This window comes from Natrialba sp. INN-245 (genome assembly GCF_009807105.1).
GTDB lineage: Archaea > Halobacteriota > Halobacteria > Halobacteriales > Natrialbaceae > Natrarchaeobius > Natrarchaeobius swarupiae.
Window position 1 is genome coordinate 118,257 of the sequence record NZ_WUBV01000026.1, and the last position, 17,515, is coordinate 135,771.

At 63.1% G+C, this 17,515-nt stretch carries 13 protein-coding genes; 6 read left to right on the forward strand and 7 right to left on the reverse strand.

Going from position 1 to position 17,515, the window contains the following annotated elements:
* Window positions 1-28: 28 nt before the first annotated feature.
* The 6 genes from GRS80_RS20675 to GRS80_RS09075 all read right to left on the reverse strand — a co-directional run bounded on the left by GRS80_RS20675 (window position 29) and on the right by GRS80_RS09075 (window position 7,298).
* On the reverse strand, window positions 29-1,123 hold the full coding sequence (locus GRS80_RS20675) for a transposase (RefSeq protein WP_343161509.1): 1,095 nt from the start codon (window positions 1,121-1,123) through the stop codon (window positions 29-31).
* A 552-nt stretch (window positions 1,124-1,675) separates the two neighbouring features.
* Window positions 1,676-2,293, reverse strand: a complete 618-nt coding sequence (locus GRS80_RS09055) for a hypothetical protein (RefSeq protein ID WP_160047253.1) — start codon at window positions 2,291-2,293, stop codon at window positions 1,676-1,678.
* Window positions 2,294-2,356: 63 nt separating this feature from the next.
* Window positions 2,357-4,057, reverse strand: a complete 1,701-nt coding sequence (locus GRS80_RS09060) for a methylmalonyl-CoA mutase family protein (protein ID WP_160047254.1) — start codon at window positions 4,055-4,057, stop codon at window positions 2,357-2,359.
* Window positions 4,058-4,160: 103 nt separating this feature from the next.
* Window positions 4,161-5,285 carry an acyl-CoA dehydrogenase family protein gene (locus tag GRS80_RS09065; RefSeq protein WP_160047255.1) on the reverse strand — a complete coding sequence of 375 codons (1,125 nt, stop codon included), beginning with the start codon at window positions 5,283-5,285 and terminating at the stop codon, window positions 4,161-4,163.
* Window positions 5,286-5,466: 181 nt separating this feature from the next.
* A complete protein-coding gene (locus tag GRS80_RS09070) occupies window positions 5,467-5,997 on the reverse strand; it encodes a hypothetical protein (protein WP_160047256.1) in 531 nt (176 codons plus the stop codon).
* 176 nt (window positions 5,998-6,173) lie between these two features.
* Window positions 6,174-7,298 carry a Xaa-Pro peptidase family protein gene (locus tag GRS80_RS09075; protein WP_235019692.1) on the reverse strand — a complete coding sequence of 375 codons (1,125 nt, stop codon included), beginning with the start codon at window positions 7,296-7,298 and terminating at the stop codon, window positions 6,174-6,176.
* A gap of 492 nt (window positions 7,299-7,790) precedes the next feature.
* Between GRS80_RS09075 and GRS80_RS09080 the strand changes: the two genes are divergently transcribed.
* Window positions 7,791-10,049, forward strand: coding sequence for an NADP-dependent malic enzyme (locus GRS80_RS09080; RefSeq protein ID WP_160047258.1), 2,259 nt, complete (start codon window positions 7,791-7,793; stop codon window positions 10,047-10,049).
* Window positions 10,050-10,391: 342 nt separating this feature from the next.
* Entirely contained in the window at window positions 10,392-11,009 is a 618-nt protein-coding gene (gene rdfA, locus GRS80_RS09085; protein WP_343161510.1) for a rod-determining factor RdfA, read from the forward strand.
* Window positions 11,010-11,426: 417 nt separating this feature from the next.
* Here the strand turns inward: rdfA and GRS80_RS09090 are convergent, their stop codons facing one another.
* Window positions 11,427-12,653: an HD domain-containing protein gene (locus GRS80_RS09090; protein WP_160047259.1), complete on the reverse strand. Its 1,227-nt coding sequence runs from the start codon at window positions 12,651-12,653 to the stop codon at window positions 11,427-11,429.
* 259 nt (window positions 12,654-12,912) lie between these two features.
* On the opposite strand from GRS80_RS09090, the gene GRS80_RS09095 reads away from it, so the two are divergent.
* The 4 genes from GRS80_RS09095 to GRS80_RS09110 all read left to right on the forward strand — a co-directional run bounded on the left by GRS80_RS09095 (window position 12,913) and on the right by GRS80_RS09110 (window position 17,515).
* Window positions 12,913-13,161 (forward strand): hypothetical protein, encoded by a 249-nt coding sequence (locus tag GRS80_RS09095; protein WP_160047261.1) that lies wholly within the window; start codon window positions 12,913-12,915, stop codon window positions 13,159-13,161.
* A gap of 357 nt (window positions 13,162-13,518) precedes the next feature.
* Window positions 13,519-14,463, forward strand: coding sequence for a nickel ABC transporter permease (gene nikB / locus GRS80_RS09100; protein WP_160047263.1), 945 nt, complete (start codon window positions 13,519-13,521; stop codon window positions 14,461-14,463).
* Window positions 14,460-15,389, forward strand: coding sequence for a nickel transporter permease (nikC, locus tag GRS80_RS09105; protein WP_343161511.1), 930 nt, complete (start codon window positions 14,460-14,462; stop codon window positions 15,387-15,389). The genes nikB and nikC overlap by 4 nt, the downstream gene beginning before the upstream one ends.
* A gap of 2 nt (window positions 15,390-15,391) precedes the next feature.
* Entirely contained in the window at window positions 15,392-17,515 is a 2,124-nt protein-coding gene (locus tag GRS80_RS09110) for an ABC transporter ATP-binding protein (RefSeq protein ID WP_160047265.1), read from the forward strand.

A 17,515-nucleotide genomic window follows, 5' to 3' on the forward strand; every position in this document is an offset into this window, starting at 1 on the left:
TTCCTCCGTGGGCAATCCGACCAGCAGATTACCCCGGCTGTGAACTTGCGGGTTTGCCGACGCTGGTTTGGTCGACCGGACCCGACTGTTCCCCAAACCGGGCGGGTGTCCAGTCGTGTCCATCCCACTCCCAGTACGCCCCTGATTCGGGTGCGTCCCCCTCGCGTTCAGCAGAGAGGGCAGCAGGCCGCGCCATCGGCCCAACCTCGTTTTGCAACACGTTCCACGCCCCTGCAATATCGCTGTGTGCGTCCAATTCGCAATCGTGGCACCGAAACGCATCGCCATCCCGAGATACTTCCTCGCTTCCACAGTCGGGACACTCACTGCTCGAATCAGCCTCACTCACTTGCTCGACGTGAATGCCACTGTCACCGAGTGTGAGCTCGAGGCGGGCAACGAGTTGTCGGTGCGACCAGAACGAATGGGTCTTCTCGTTCACCACTGAAGACCAATGCCCCTCCAACACATCGGTCAAATCACCAACGTACACCGTATCGATGTTGCGCGCTAAGAGCCAATCCGCAGCGTGCTTCACCGCTGCATCACGACTGTGGTCGCGCTTGCGCGATCGGTCGTCGTACAGACGTTGAATCCGGTTACTCGTATATCGGTCGTCGGGAAGTTGTGATTGCAACTCGGAAATCTGACCGGACAACTCACGGAAGCGTTCATACTCCGGTCGAGCGTGGTACACAGTGGTTTCTCCAGTGGTCGTGACGATGGCAAGGGTGTTGTTCGCGCCGACGTCGATAGCAGCAGAATGCGTCGTGTTCTCGGGCTCGAGTGTGTGAGTGAAGGCATCCAGTCGCTGTTCCTGCAATCGGTCTGGCCGAATGCGAACCGGATGCTTGACACGTATGCTGTCTGCTGCTTCGTCGTAGACGAGTTCTAACCTGCTATCATCACCGTTCCATTGTGGATTACCGCGAACGTCCAGTGTGATGCGCTCTTGGTACTCGAAGTCGTACTTCTCTTCGAGGACGTCACCGACGCCGAACTCGAGGGTACTCCGCTTCTCGTCCCAGTCGAAGGTGTAGAGATCGTTGCGGACGAGGCCGTGGAGTTCGTAGCCGTCTTCACGGGTACCCCAGTACCCGGGTGGGGACGGTTTCTCCGTCACCGTGGGGTCTGCGTCGTCGTGGTAGTTCTCGAGGAGGCGGAAGTGGCTCCGCCATGCCTCGCTGTTTTTCCGGGCGACTTGTTGGCACGCCGCCTTCCCCAGAATGGGTGCGTACGTGTCGTAGAGGTCGGTGTACTCGGCGTCCCAGACGTCGCCGTCTTCTTGGAAGTACCGTTGTCGACGTCTCCAGACGCTTTGCGTCTGGATGGCACACCAGAACTTCGTTCTGGGGACGTCGGTAGTTGATCTGGTTCCACAACGGGGCGTGGGCGGCCAACCACTCGAACACGCACTGCCGGTACCGTTCGGTGGCGGGTTCGGCGATGTATTCGTTCGTGCGTTGTGGTCGGCTGCTCACGGATTTAGTGTCAACCTAGTATATTGTAAACGTTGGGATTACAGCACTGGATCCAGTTCGTGGTTGTATTCAGAAGTGACGGATTCATCCGCACGACTACAGTCGTGGGCGTTCTCCTGGTATCCCTGTAAGTCAGCGGCTATCCGTCGCTCGTCTCTCGGGTGTGCCGGTCTTCGACAAAACACGAGAGAATCTCAAGGCGGCGCGGAGGCGAGTGGTACTTCGCCTTCGACGACCTCCCGGTCCAAGCCGGGGGAGGCGATCAGGAGGTCGTGTGCGGTCTCTCCGTCCGAACCCAACATCGCGAAGGTGAAGACGCCGAAGCCAAACGACATCTGATAGTTTCCGTACGTCGAGTTCGCGGTATACTCCGCTGTCGATGGGTCGTCGTGGCGGAGGACGTGAAAGGAGTAGTCGTCGTCGCCGGCCAGATACCGGCCTTCGGTTCCTTCGTTTGCCTCGAGATAGGCGACCGAGACGTCGTTCGTTTCCTGGAGTGGCCACTCGTCGGTATCCGGCAAGAGATCGATGGTCGCTGTCTCCGGATCCGGCGGTTCGAGGTCGTACTCGTTCGCCGAATCGTCGGCGCTCGTCGAATCGTCGCTGGTCCCTTCGCTCTCGGTATCCACGGTGTCGACCGGTTCGTCGTCGGATGCCGTCTCCGATGCTGTTTCGGCGTTTTCTGGTTCGTCAACACCGGGTTCGTCGTCGCGAGCGTCGTTCCCCGTGCCCTCGTCGTCGAGACAGCCGGCCAACGCACCGACGACCGGGAGCACCACGGCCGTTTCTACGAGGAGTGATCGTCTATCCATGATATATCTCCACAGAGAGACGTGATATACATTTGGGCATACGTTTAGCCCAACAGCAAAACGTTAGACCGGGCTGGCCGTCTCCTGGTACGATCCGTGATGGTCCTCGAGTACCTGCATGATCTCGCCCATCGTCGCATACGCCTTCACCGCGTCGACGATCGGCGGCATGACGTTCTCTCCCGCCTCGATCGTGTCCGACAGCGCCTCGAGGGTCGTCTCGACCGCCGCATCGTCGCGTTCGGCTTTGACACGTTCGAGACGCTCGAGCTGGCGGTCGCGAGTCGTCTCGTCGACTTGGTGGATCTCCGGGGCAGTATCCTCGTCGATCGTGTACTCGTTGACGCCGACGACGACCTCCTCGCCGCGTTCGACCCGCCGCTGGTACTCGTAGCTCGCGTCCTGTATCTCGCGGTGGAAGTAGCCCTGTTCGATACCTACCAGGACGCCGTCGCGAATCGAACCGTCGCCCATCTCCTCGATCTCCTCGAGATAGGCCATAATCTTCGCATCCATCTCCTCGGTGAGCGCCTCGATCGCGTAGCTTCCGCCCATCGGGTCGACGATATCGGCCGCACCGGACTCCTCGGCGATGATCTGCTGAGTCCGTAGCGCGACGCGGACCGCCTTCTCCGTCGGGAGCGCCAGCGCCTCGTCAAAACTGTTCGTATGCAGTGACTGGGTGCCACCGAAGACACCGGCCAGCGCCTGAACGGTGGTTCGGACGATGTTGTTCAAGGGTTGCTGGGCGGTCAGCGACTGGCCGGCGGTCTGTGTGTGGAATTTCAGTCGTCGCGATTGTGGCTTCGATGCGCCGTATCGGTCGGCCATCACGCGGGCGTAGACCCGTCGAGTCGCGCGAAACTTCGCGATCTCCTCGAAGATGGAGTTGTGGGCGTTGAAGAAAAAGGAGAGAAGCGGTGCAAAGTCGTCGACGTCCAGCCCGCGCTCGAGGCAGTCCTCGACGTACGCGAAGCCGTCGGCGAGCGTGAACGCGGCTTCCTGGGCGGCGGTCGAGCCGGCTTCACGGATGTGATAGCCCGAGATCGAGATCGGGTGAAACGTCGGTGTCTCGTCGACGGCGAACTCGATCGTGTCGGTAACGACCTCGAGCGACGGCTCTGGGGGGATGACCCACTCCTTCTGGGCGATAAACTCCTTTAACATGTCGTTCTGGAGGGTGCCGCGGATCTCCTCGCGAGGGACGCCCTGCTGGTCGGCGAGTGCGACGTACATCGCGTAGATGACCGGTGCGGAGGGGTTGATCGTAAACGACGTCGACACCTCGGCGAGGTCGATGCCGTCGAAGAGGATCTCCATGTCACGTAAGGTGTCGACGGCGACGCCTTCCGTGCCGACCTCGCCTTCGCTCATTCGGTGGTCGGAGTCGATCCCCATCAGCGATGGCATGTCGAACGCCGTCGAGAGCCCCGTCTGGCCCTGCTCGATGAGGTAGTGAAACCGTTCGTTCGTCTCCTCGGCGGTGCCGAAGCCGGCGAACTGGCGCATCGTCCACGTCCGCCCACGGTACATCGTCGGGTACGGCCCCCGCGTGTACGGCGGCTCACCGGGGAATCCGAGATCGTCTTCGTACTCCATGTCCGCGACGTCTTCGGGCGTGTAGAGCCGATCGACCTCGTGATTCGACACCGTCGCGAACCGGTCGCGGCGTTCGCCGTGGGCCTCGAGAACCGGCTCGAGCGTCTCTTCCTCCCAGCGCTCGCGTCGTTGGCGGATTCCCTCGAGGTCGTCCTGGTCGAACATACCCTATCCGACGGGGGGACGAGCCTAAAGTGTTGGTACCACGTCGCACGCCGTGACAGTACACGAGCGTATACGTCCGGGGTACACCGTCCAGCGCGGGCGGTCACTCCCGCAAGTGACGCGCGATGATCTCCTTTTGGATCTCGGAGGTCCCCTCGTAGATCGTCGTGATCTTGGCGTCGCGGTAGTAGCGTTCGACGTCGAAGTCGGTCGTGTAGCCGTAGCCGCCGTGGATCTGGACCGCTTCGTTTGCTACCTCGACTGCCGTTTCACTCGCGAAGTACTTCGCCATGCTCGCGGCCATCGGATCGACGCCGTTCTCGTTCTTGCGTGCGGCGTCGCGGGTGAGCAATCTGGCGGCCCGGACGTTCGTCCCCATCTCCGCGAGTTTGTGCCCGATCGCCTGGTGGTCCGCGATCGGCTGGCCGAACTGCTCGCGTTCCTCCGCGTAGTCGAGGGCGTCCTCGAGCGCCGACCGTGCGACGCCGACGGCCTGACTTGCGATCGCGATCCGGCCGCCGGTCAGCGTCGAAAAGGCCGCCTTCAACCCCTCGCCGACCGGCGTCAGCCGGTTCTCCTCGGGGATTCGGACGTCCTCGAGGATCAGCGCCGTCGTATCGCTCGCTCGCAGACCGAGTTTGTCCTCTTTCTTGCCGACTGTGAGCCCGTCGGCGTCTTTCGGGACGAGAAACTGCGTGATCGTGTCGGAGTCGTCGCGGTCGACTTTCGCGAAGAGGATCACCACGCCCGAGCGCTCGCCGTTCGTGATCCACTGTTTTCGCCCGTCGATGACGTACTCGTCGCCCTCGAGTCGGGCCTCGGTGGTCATCTCCGCGGGGTTCGAGCCAGCCTCGGCCTCCGACAGTGCGAACGCACCGACGGGTCTCCCCTCGGCCATCGCCGGGAGCCACTCCTCCCGGTAAGTCTCGGAGCCGAACTCTCGGATACAGGAAGCCGCCAGACAGTGGACCGAGAGCGCCGTCGCAAGCGAGAGGTGACCCGCACCGAGTTCCTCGTTGACGATACTTTCGGTCACCCGGTCGGCGTCGAAGCCGCCGTAGGCCTCCGGAATCGTGAGTCCGGTGAGACCGATCTCCGCGAGGCCATCCCAGACGTCTTCCGGGAACGTCTGGGTGGCGTCGGCCTCCGCCACCGCGGGTTCGACCTCGCGCTCGACGAACGCCGCGACCGTCTCACGGATCAACTCTCGCTCTCCTTCGGAACCCATACCCGGGAGTACAGGAACCGCCGTGGTAAATGTACTGACGACCCGTCCCCCCGTCGTCCGCGGCTTCGCCTGGCACACCGAGATCTCGCCACGACGATACCGTCGCACTGACCGCTTTCGTCGGTTCCGTGCGGGTGCGGGTGGCCTGCAGTCGCCCCGGACGGCCGGAGCGGTAATCCGATCAATCGGTCTCGTCGGCCGGATCGACGGCTGCATCGCTCCGATCGTCGACGTCGTCGGGATGAACCTCGAGGCCCGAGTCGTCGTCGGTCAGTTCCGTCGGGTCTGCCTCGAGGCCGCGGTCGTGTGTCTCCTCTGACTCCGTGCTACTATCGTTCGAGTCCGATTCGCCGCTTCGCCCGTCCGAGTATTCGGTCTCGTCTTGTCCGCCTGGCTCGCCTGCGGATTTCGTCCGATCGACGCCCGTCTCGTCGTCGGTTCCAGCGTTTGTGCCGTCAGGTTTCGAATCCTCGAGCCCTCCCTCGAGTCGGACCGCCTCGTCGGATATCGCGGTGACGGAGTCCGCCGTGAGCGGGATCGACTCGTCGGTCCTGCTGTCCCAGCCGATCGTCGACTTGATCGTATCGAGGATCCCCTGTTTCGGTCGGACGTACGCGACCGTTCCCTCGACGGCTGCGATCGTCCCGACCGAGTCACCGCGTGCGTTCTCGACCGTCTTGCCCTGATCGTCTTCCGAGAAGGTGGCACACATGTGCAGTAGTTCCAGTACTGGAGAAGAGTAACTGGCGCCTGCAACGGCCAGGCGACGGGGAACCGACGACCGTCCCCCGCTCGAGTGGACCTGCGGACGACGAGTTGCACGAACGGTCGACGTCCAGGACCGATCACTCGTACGGTTGGACGCTCGAAACCGCTCAGTCGGTTCGATTAACACTCTTCTGGCAACGGCCGCCACGTCCGTGGCGAGTGGTTCAGCCGTTCACAGCCGTCCTCGGTGACGACCACCAGGTCCTCGATACGTACGCCGAACTCGTCCTCGAGGTAGACGCCCGGTTCGACGCTGAAGACCATTCCCGGCTCGAGTTGCTGATCGTTGTCGGCCGCGATGTACGGTGACTCGTGGAGATCGAGCCCGACGCCGTGGCCGGTTCGGTGGACGAAGCGGTCGCCGTAGCCTCGCTGCTCGAGAACGGAACGTGCGGCCCGGTCGACCTCGCGGGCAGCCACGCCCGGCTCGACCGCGTCGACGGCGGCCGACTGTGCCGCGAGTACCGCTTCGTGTACCGCCTCGTAGCCGTCGGGTGGGTTCCCGTCGAAGACGACGGTTCGGGTCTGGTCGCCGGCGTAGCCGTCGACCACGGTCCCGAAGTCGAGGACGACCGGATCTCCGGGCTGGATGGTCCGATCGCCGTGACGATGGTGTGGTCGAGCGCCGTTCGGTCCGGAGCCTACGATGGGGTCGAACGAGACGCCCGCTCCCCCCTCCGCGACGAGGCGATTCTCGATCTCCGCTGCGAGTTCGGCCTCCGTCATCCCGACCGCGTCGGGCCCGAGCCGACGGACCGCCTCGCTTACCGCATCCGAGATCGTGGCCGCCTCGCGAAGCGCCTCGAGTTCGGTCTCGTCTTTCCGCATTCGAAGGTCGGCGAGCACCTCGCTCGCCAACCCGAACGCCGCGTCGGGAAACGTCGCGCGGAGGTCCTGCGTGAACAGTGCCCACATCCGATCGTCCACCAGGAGTCTCCCGGTCAAGAGGCCGAGGTCGGTGCCGATCGACTCGAGTGTGGCGGTCGGCTCCTCGCCGTCGCTCCACGTCCGAACGTCGTCGATCGGGGACTCGGCCCGGATCTGTTCGCCGGACAGTTCGGGTGCGAGAAACGCCGCCTGGCCGTCGGTGACGAACAGAAAGAGGTGCCGTTCCATCGGCTCGTCGTCGAACCCCGAGAGATAGCGCATGTTCGCACTCGGAAAACAGACGAGCGCTTCGGCGTCTGCACGCTCGAGAGCCGACCGTACCCGCTCGAGTCGATCGTCGACGATGGATCGGTCCATACGGATTCCAACAGGACCCATTCGGGAGTAGGTATCGATCATGGGCAGGTCTCCCACGGGTCCGTTGGGACGTCCCCGTACGACACACTCGTGTACGGATACAACGCGACGAGTGTCCTGAAGTGCTAGCCGGAGACAGCGACTCGAGGTCGTGCGATGGTGTACCACGTGACGAGGCCATCCGAGGATCACGGCGTCGGCCGACGTACTCCTCGAGCGCCAGGTGTGCGAACACCGGTCTTGCGGACATCGCAGAATTCGCTCCGCTCAGTCACGAAAGAGAGCTTCGTACGACCTCGATGAACTCAGCCTGTTCCGCCTGTAGACAGTGTCTCATCTCCGATTCGTTTCGAGAATCTTTCAGATAGGGATGATTGTTTACTGTATGTTATTACTGTCGTCAACCGTCGGACGTAAGGTCGATTCGGGAGACAATTTGTAGGTCGTACGCGATTCCCACAGATTTTTGCCCGTATGCTGAAAACGTGGGGTATGTCACTGGAAGACGACTCACTCGAGTATCACGCTACTGATCCCCCTGGGAAGGTCGAGATCACGACGACGAAACCGACGAACTCCCAGCGAGAGTTGAGTCTCGCGTACTCGCCGGGCGTCGCCGGCCCCTGCCGCGAGATTGCCGAGGACCCCGACGCCGCCTACCGGTACACGGGCAAGGGAAATCTCGTCGGCGTCGTCTCCGACGGGAGCGCGGTGCTCGGTCTCGGCGACATCGGCCCGCAGGCGTCGAAACCAGTCATGGAAGGGAAAGGAGTTCTGTTTAAACGGTTCGCTGACATAGACATCTTCGACGTCGAACTCGACCACGACGATCTCGATACGTTCGTGGAGTCGGTCGCCGGCATGGAACCGACGTTCGGCGGTATCAATTTAGAGGATATCTCCGCACCGGACTGTTTCGTCATCGAAGAGCGCTTGCGCGAACGGATGGATATCCCCGTCTTCCACGACGACCAACACGGGACCGCGATCATCAGCGGCGCGGCGCTGTTGAACGCCGCCGAACTCGTTGGCACGGATCTCGGCGATCTCGAGGTAACGTTCGCCGGTGCGGGTGCCGCGGCGCTGGCGACGGCTCGATTCTACGTTTCACTCGGCGTACGCCGGGAGAACGTGACGATGGTGGATATCGACGGTATTCTTACCACGGAGCGGGCGGAGGCGGGCGATCTCGATCCGTACAGCCGGGAGTTCGCCAGGGACGTTCCCGAGGGGGATCTCGCCGACGCGATCGCGGGTGCCGACGTCTTCGTCGGCCTCTCGGTCGGCGGGATCGTCTCCCAGAAGATGGTCCGATCGATGAACGAGAATCCGATCGTCTTCGCGATGGCCAACCCCGATCCGGAGATCGGCTACGAGGCGGCGAAGGCGGCACGCGAGGACACCGTGATCATGGCGACGGGCCGGTCGGACTATCCGAATCAGGTCAACAACGTCCTCGGCTTCCCCTTCATCTTCCGTGGCGCACTCGACGTCCGCGCGACGGAGATCAACGAGGCGATGAAAGTTGCCGCGGCGGAGGCACTCGCGGACCTCGCGAAAGAGGACGTTCCCGACGCGGTCCGGAAGGCCTACGGCGACCAACCGCTCCAGTTCGGCCCCGAGTACATCATCCCGAAGCCGATGGATCCACGGGTGCTGTTCGAACTCGCACCCGCGGTCGCACAGGCGGCGATCGACAGCGGTGCCGCACGAACCGGGATCGACCCCGAAAGCTACGAGGAGGAACTCGAGGCTCGCCTCGGCAAGTCCCGTGAGATGATGCGGATCGTGCTCAACAAAGCGAAAAGCGACCCGAAGCGGATCGCCCTCGCGGAGGGCGGCGACGAGAAAATCGTCAGAGCAGCTTCCCAACTCGCCGACCGTGGGATCGCCGAACCGGTGTTGATCGGTAACCAGTCGCGGATCGAACGCCTCGCCGACGACCTCGGGCTCGAGTTCGATCCGGAGGTGGTCGATCCCGGTGCGGGCGAGTACGAGGCGTACGTCGAGGATCTCTATCAGCGCCGCCAGCGAAAGGGGATCACGCGGACAGAGGCGGCGGATCTGATCCGTGACAGCAGTTACTTCGCGTCGGTGATGGTCGACCGTGGGGATGCCGACGCGATGTTGACGGGGCTGACCCACAACTATCCATCGGCGCTGCGTCCGATCTTGCAGGTGATCGGGACGGCCGAGGACGTCGACTACGCAGCAGGCGTCTACATGTTGACGTTCAAAAACCGAGTCGTCTTTCTCGCGGATACGACGGTCAACCAGGATCCCGACGAGGAGACACTCGCCGAGGTGACCTGCCACGCCGCCGAAATCGCACGCCGATTCGACGTGGAACCGAGGGCCGCCCTGCTGTCGTACTCCGACTTCGGAAGCGTCGACAACGAGGGGACCCGCAAACCACGACGGGCGGCACGCCGGCTCCGGACGGATCCGACCGTCGATTTTCCCGTCGACGGCGAAATGCAAGCCGACACGGCGGTCATAGAGGAGATGCTCGAGGGGACCTACGAGTTCACCGACCTCGAGTCGCCGGCGAACGTCCTCGTCTTGCCCAATCTCGAGGCGGGGAACATCGCGTACAAGCTCCTCCAGCGGCTGGGTGGGGCCGAGGCCGTGGGTCCGATGCTCGCCGGGATGGCGGAGCCGGTGCACGTCCTTCAGCGGGACGACGAGGTCAAAGACATCGTCAACCTCGCTGCGATTGCGGTCGTCGAAGCCCAGGGTACGGAGCTGTGACAGACTGAGACGGACTCTTATCCGTCAATTCTGGGGCGACGCGACCGTCCACTACCGTACCGGCAGGTCGTGAGACCGTCCCGCATGGGGCAGATTTCGGTGCCGATGGGCTCGGATGCGCCGCAGTTGTTATTGGGATATGAGGGGTTCCTCGTATTCCTGTGACACCGCCAGACGACACCAGTCCGACGGCGGAAAAGCAGTGTCCCGAACGTAATTACGTTCATATGGATGTAAACAACGACGCCCGCTGGTGGACGCTTTCAGGGCTCTCGAGCCGTCGGGCCCCGACGAGGGTCGCTGTTCGGAACGTTTTTAAATGTAAACCGACTAGAGAAAACAGTGAGTAAAACGAGCCCTACTGAGTCGAGTACGGCGTGCTGTAAAGTCGGCCGGATCACCCAACGGTACGATCTCAATGGCCTCGACGACGAGCTCGTCCGCTACTGGACCGACAGAACGGACCAACGGTACAGTACCCGTGACCTCGCCGAACACGTCAACCAGCGCATTCTCGAATCGGCACTCGACGAAGCCGGCTTGCAGTACAAAGACGGCGAAGTCGAGAACACGTACCGGCTGCTTACTGGCGACGACGTCAGCAGCGGTACACAGGTGCAGACTCGGAAAGAACTCGAGCGTGATTCCATCCCGATCGACGAGGTCGAAAGCGACTTCGTCTCCCACCAGACCGTCTACAACCACCTGACGGACTGTCTCGAGGCATCGCTCGAATCGCCGAGCGACGAGGAGCGTCTCGAACGGAGCCGGGACAAACTCGGTGCGCTTCGCAACCGAACTGCTGCCGTCACCGAGGATACGGTCGCACAACTTGCCAGAAACGACGTCCTCGACGTCGGCGAGTTCGACGTGTTGGTTAACGTGACCGTCTCCTGTAAGGACTGTCGACAGCAGTATACGATCCGCGACCTCCTCGAGCAGGGAGGCTGTGATTGTTAACCGGGTCCGAACCGACGACGGTTGTCAGTTCCAGTCCGCATCAGCGTAAGCGAGTCGGATAACTGGTGGCTATCCATGATACGGGCAGCATGAGTAGTCGGTCATACTCATTCGAACATACATATTTTAACTATACATGTATGTATTTTTATGTGGCTTCATCTCGAGACGTATTTCGGGTGTCTCTGGATGTATCGACCCTTGACGGCCCTATCGGCGGTTAAATTGCTTTTTCCACAGTCATTGCTGATCTCCGATTCATTTTAGCTGGTGGCAATCGGTTAACGTGTAGGTAGGGAATCTCACGACTATTAACGAGTAATAACCGCCGCGTACTAACTGATCGATTGTGTTATCATCCGTTGTACTCTAATCATCGAATTAAAACTATATCTGGGTTTCAGTAGGGAACCAATACTATTCAGTAAATTGATCTAGCGTCGTGTCCAACCCGTTTCGAACTTCGGTCACCAGCGCACCCTCGATATCCAACTCGAGAACGTCGACGGCCGCTCGACCGACCCGTTCGAGCACCGTCGGCGGCGAGTAGACGCCGAGACGCCACTGTGAGTACTGGGCCGCCCGGAGCGCTTCGACGAGCGGCGACTGTTGTTCGAGGCCTCTGATCTCGCCGTTGACGACGACTCGAGAACTCGATTCAGTCATCGTCGGCCGACTCGGGACGTCGAGGATGACGGCGTCGGGATCGACGTTCGCCTCCGCGGCGATCTCGCGTTCGAACCGCCGAATCGTATCGTGGTCGGCTTCGATAACGCCGCCGGGGACGTCGTCGATCTCGGCCCAGACTGCTCGTTTGAACAGGTTTCGGTGGTCCAGTCGTCGGGAGAACGCCGCCGTCTCGTTGGCCGATCGCAACGCGACGAGCAGATCGGCGTCGTCCATCCGCTGGAGCGTCTCGGCGTCGGTGTCGGTCGACTCGAGAAGGGTTTCGGCGGCTCGGCGAAGCATCGCCTTGCTGATTCGGGCGACGCTGTGGCTGTAGACGGTCGGGTTCATCAGCGCCCGGGCGACCAGTAAGCTTTCGGCTGACTGGACGTTTCCCTCGGCGAGGACGAGTTCGCCGTCGACGAACGTCAGTTCCCGGACGAGTCGGCCGTGGTCGATCGTCCCGTACGGAACGCCGGTGTGGTGGGCGTCACGGACGAGATAGTCCATCCGATCGACGTCGAGTTCCCCCGAAACCAGCTGTCCGAACCGACCGTTCCCGGCGATCAGATCGGCGATCGGTCCGGGGGCTAAGTCGTGTTCTCGGAGCACGTTCCCGACGTCCCCCTCGACGAGAAGCTCGTGAACGTCGTCGTGATAGCGTCCGGTTCGACGGTGGGTCAGCGCCTCGAGGTTGTGGCTGAAAGGACCGTGACCGACGTCGTGGAGCAACGCAGCGGCCTGGACTCGCTTCGCGCGCCGCCCGTCGACGCCGAGTTGCTCGAGCGCCTCACACGCCAGGTGGTAGACTCCGAGGCTGTGCTCGAATCGGGTGTGGTTCGCGGAGGGATAGACGAGCGAGACGGTGCCGAGCTGTCTGATCCGCCGGAGTCGCTGGAGTTCGGGTGTATCGATGAGATCGCGCGCCACGCCGCCGACCTGAATGTGGTCGTGGACGCTGTCCTTGATGACTTTCATTGCCGTCGTTTCGGCCGGTTCGTACAAAAACCGTCGGCTGTCCAACGGCTCGGGATCGGTACCGACTTCCACCTCGCGCGTGTACACCTCGGTATGAGCGTTCCGCAACTCATGACGATCGCGCTGTTCGTGATCGTCATCCTCTGTCTGATCGCCTTGCTGTACGTTTCGACGCAGTGGGACGAGTAGCGGCCGGTATTTAAGCGCCCGTCGTCTGACGCGTCGTCGTTTACCGCCGTAGCCGCCGTCAATGCGGGCGATGACGGAGCTCACGATTCCACCCGATGCTGACGAGCAGAAAGCGACGAGACTCGTCCAGGAGCACGTAACGGTCGGCGACGACGTCGAGGTTCGCAAGGCCGACCGAACCGGGAGCGGTGATCCCCAACTGACTGGTGGGGTGACCGGCATCGAAGCTGGCTACCTCGAACTCGACGGCAATTCCCTCGGAGAGGGAAGCGTCCGCTACGACGAGATCCACACGATAGCCAGACTCGACTCGGCGTAAGCCACCGGTCGGTCGCGAGTCGACGACTGCCACGACCTCGTTTTCGCGAATTCCGGGGCTCCGGTAGCACTGGTGACCCGGTCACCCGTGGCTGCGGACGGATCCCGGTGAGCGCTACTATATTAACTGATTAAAGATAATAGTAAGAATTAATAATATGTTCTCCTCAGATACTATCGTGCAGGTAGTGAAATCGAGCGAGATCTGCTCCCGACAACCGACGTGATGATCGCCGCGGATTCAAAACCTTTACAACTAATATTTCATTAGATAAAGCTCGATTGATGTTCGATTCGATCCACGTCGTCCCTGGTCGAACCACCGGTCGGGAAACCGACGGTACGAGGTGGGTGTAGGATGATACGGGCGGTCATAGAGCGGCTGGGCTCGCTCACGGCTGTCCTGCTCGGAGTGTCGCTGGTGAGCTACGGGTTCGTCTCACTCACGCCAGGTGACCCGGCATACACCATTCTACGCGCCCAGCGCCAGAGCCCCCCGTCGGACGCCGAAGTCGCCGCGTTCCGAGCCGATCACGGGCTCGACGAGCCGTTCGTGGTGCAGTACGTCTCGTGGCTCTCGGAGGCACTCCGCGGTGACCTCGGCACCTCCTACTACACCTCGGAGCCAGTCACGACGCTGTTGCTCGAGTCGCTTCCGAACACGCTCGAACTCGCGGTCGCGGCGATGGGGGTCTCGCTTCTGTTGGCCGTCCCGGCGGGGGTCGCGAGTGCGGTCCACCGCGATACCTGGATCGATCGGACGAGCCAGCTCGTCGCCCTCCTTGGCGTCTCGATGCCGAACTTCTGGCTGGGCTATCTGTTGATTCTGGTCTGTTCGCTCTGGCTCGGACTGACGCCGGCAGCCGGATCAGGAACGCTCGGCCACCTGGTTTTGCCCGCGATCACGCTCGGAACGGGGCTTGCGGCGGTCGTCACCCGACTCGTTCGAACGTCGATGCTCGAGGTTCTCGAGGAGGAGTACGTCCGGACCGCACGTTCAAAAGGCGTTCGCGAGCGCCTCGTCGTCTACAAACACGCACTCAGGAACGCGCTCGTTCCGGTCGTGACGATCGTCGGCCTCCAGTTTGGATTCGTCCTCAACGGAGCGGTCATCGTCGAGGTCGTCTTCCAGCGACCGGGGCTCGGAACGCTCCTGGTCGACGCCGTGTTCGCGCGGGACTACCCGATCGTTCAGGGCGTCGTCCTGGTGACCGCGTTCGTTTTCGTCGTGACGAACCAGCTCGTCGACCTCGCGTACGTCGCGCTCGATCCGCGCGTCGACCGTGGGGGTGATCGTGCGTGAGCGGCGACGAACCCGGGCGATCGTACACAGGATTGGGTCGGACGAATCTTCTCGAGACGAGCCGTCGTCGCGTCCGAACAGCCTTCCCGCCGCGAGTCAGAGCCAACGGGCTGGTTCGCCTCGGCGGTGGGATCTGTGGTGTCCTCGTGTTCGCGGCGATCGTCGGACCAGTCGTCTCCCCGTACGATCCGACGACACAGGCGCTCGAGGCCCGACTCCAGTTACCGTCGCTCGCCCATCCGCTCGGGACGGACGCGCTGGGTCGTGACGTGGCGACTCGACTCGTCTACGGGGCCCGAATCTCGCTCGCGCTCGCGGTCGTCGCGACGGGACTTCGTCTCGTCATCGGCACGACGATCGGGCTGGTTGCGGCGACCGGCGGACGGCTCGTCGACGCCGTACTGATGCGACTCGTCGACGTTCAACTCGCGTTTCCGGGGCTCGTCCTCGCGTTGGTCATCGCCGGCGTGCTCGGACCGAGTCTTCGGAACGTCGTCCTCGCACTCTCGCTCGTGGGCTGGGCCTCCTACGCCCGCATCGTTCGCGGCAGCGTCCTCTCGGTGAAGCGTCGGCCCTACGTCCAGTCGGCGAAACTGTACGGAACCCCCTGGCGGCGTCTCGTCCGCCGTCACCTTCTCCCGACGGTCGTAAGTCCGGTCGCCGTCCTCGCGACGTTGAACCTGGGAACCGTCGTGCTCGCGGCGGCTGGACTCTCGTTTCTGGGACTCGGCGCACAGCCACCGACGGCTGAGTGGGGGGCGATGATCGACGACGGGCGAAACTACCTCCGGTCGGCCCCGTGGCTCATCACCGCGCCCGGAATCGCCATCGCGCTTACAGTCATCGGCTTCAACCTGCTCGGGGACGGTCTGCGGGACGTCTTGGATCCGGACTATCTCGAGGATACCCAACGGAGGCGAACCTGACGATGGGACCGGAACTGGTCGTCGACGACCTCCGCGTTCGGTTTCGAACCCGCTCCGAGACGGTCGACGCGGTCGACGGCGCGTCGTTCACCGTCGGCCCCGGTGAGGTCGTCGGTCTCGTCGGCGAGAGCGGGAGCGGAAAGTCCGTCACTGCCCGGTCGATCGTCCGCCTCGAGTCGCCCGGCGAGATCGTCGACGGCTCGATCAAATTCGACGGTAGGGAGCTGACGAGCGCCGATGACCGGACGCTTCGCCGCCTTCGCGGGCGGGAACTCGCGATGGTCTTCCAGGACCCGTCGACGACGCTCAACCCGGTGTACACCGTCGGCGAGCAGATCGCCGAGGCGATCCGCATCCGCGAGAACCCCGGCCGACAGCCGTTCCTCGCGGAACTCGCCGCTGGCGTCAGCTCCCGGCTCCGCACCCGTCGGCGACGATCCGAGGTGCTCGAGCTGATGGAGACGGTCGGCATCCCGCAGGCCGACGAACGTATCGACGCCTACCCCCACCAGTTCAGCGGCGGCATGTGCCAACGCGTCGCGCTCGCGATGGCACTCGCACGCCGTCCCTCGCTTCTGATCGCCGACGAGCCGACCACCGCCCTCGATACGACGACCCAGGCCGCGATCCTCGAGCGGCTCGCTCGACTCAACGCCGAGCGGGGGATGGAAATTCTCCTGATCAGTCACGATCTCGGCGTCGTCTCGGAGCTGTGCGATCGCGTCGTCGTCATGTACGACGGCACCGTCGTCGAGTGCGGCCCTGCCGAGTCGGTCCGCTCCGATCCGGAACACCCGTACACGAAGGCGTTACTCGCCTGTCTCCCTCACCAATCGGAACCTGGATCGCGGCTCCCGACGGCGGAGTGGCCCCCGGCCGACGATCGCCCCTCCCGGTCCGACGAGTCCCCTTTACAGGGTACAGTCCTCGAGACGGACCGGACCGCAGTCGACGGCGGAACGACGGCCACCGGGGATCGAGGATGGACACGGGGGGTCGGCGAAACCGGCGGTTCCGGTTCCGATCGAGGCGTCGATGGATCGATCGTCGAACTCGAGGACGTCGCCGCGGCTTTCCGACAGTCCGACGCGCTCGTCGATCGGGTGCTCGGACGAGACGAGCGCGTTCCGGCGGTCGACGGCGTCTCCCTCGAGCTTCGAGCCGGCGAAACGGTCGGGCTGGTCGGCGAGAGCGGCTGTGGAAAGTCGACGCTCGTCCGACTGATCGCGGGCCTCGAGGGGGCGACCACCGGCGAGATCCGGCTTCGCGGTGAGCGGATCGGAGACGCCGACTCGCGGACGGACGACCAGCTCGCCGATATCGGGGTCGTCTTCCAGAACCCGACGACGAGTCTGAATCCGAAGCGAACCGTCGGCAAGACGATCGCCGAACCGCTGTTCGAAGCCGGGTGGGACGAATCTCGCCGCAAGGATCGCATCGAAGAGGTGCTCTCCCTGGTCGACCTCCCGGTGGAGTACGCGACGCGGTACCCCCGCCAGCTCTCGGGTGGGCAGTGTCAGCGGGTCGCGATCGCTCGCGCGCTCGCGCTCGAGCTGTCGGTGGTGCTTCTCGACGAACCGACCGCCGCACTCGACGTCTCGACGCAAGCGAGGATCCTGAATCTCCTCGCCGACCTCCAGGCCGACCTCGATCTCGCCTACCTGTTCGTCTCCCACGACCTCGCGGTGGTCCGCCACATTGCCGATCGGGTTGCGGTCATGTATCTCGGACAGTTCGTCGAGGTCGGACCGACAAACCGGGTGCTGTCGGCCCCAACCCACCCGTACACGCAGACGCTTCTGGATGCGATTCCCGGGAACGAAGCCGAGGAGTGTCGCCAGTGGGACCGCGAGGCACTCGCGGGCGAGCCGCCGAGTCCGACCTCGCCGCCCGACGGCTGTGCGTTTCACCCGCGCTGTCCGGTCGCCTCCGAGGACTGCACGCGAGTGGAGCCGCCACTCGAGGCGGTCGACGGCGGCCGAACGCGGTGTCTCTACGCCGGCGAGTGGCGATCCGACGACAGCCAGCGATCAGCCGGCGACGCGGACGCGACCGAGACCCAATTCATCACGAACAGCGAACGTACCGAACCCGGCGTGGCTCGTACAGGGCGGGACGGCCGGTGA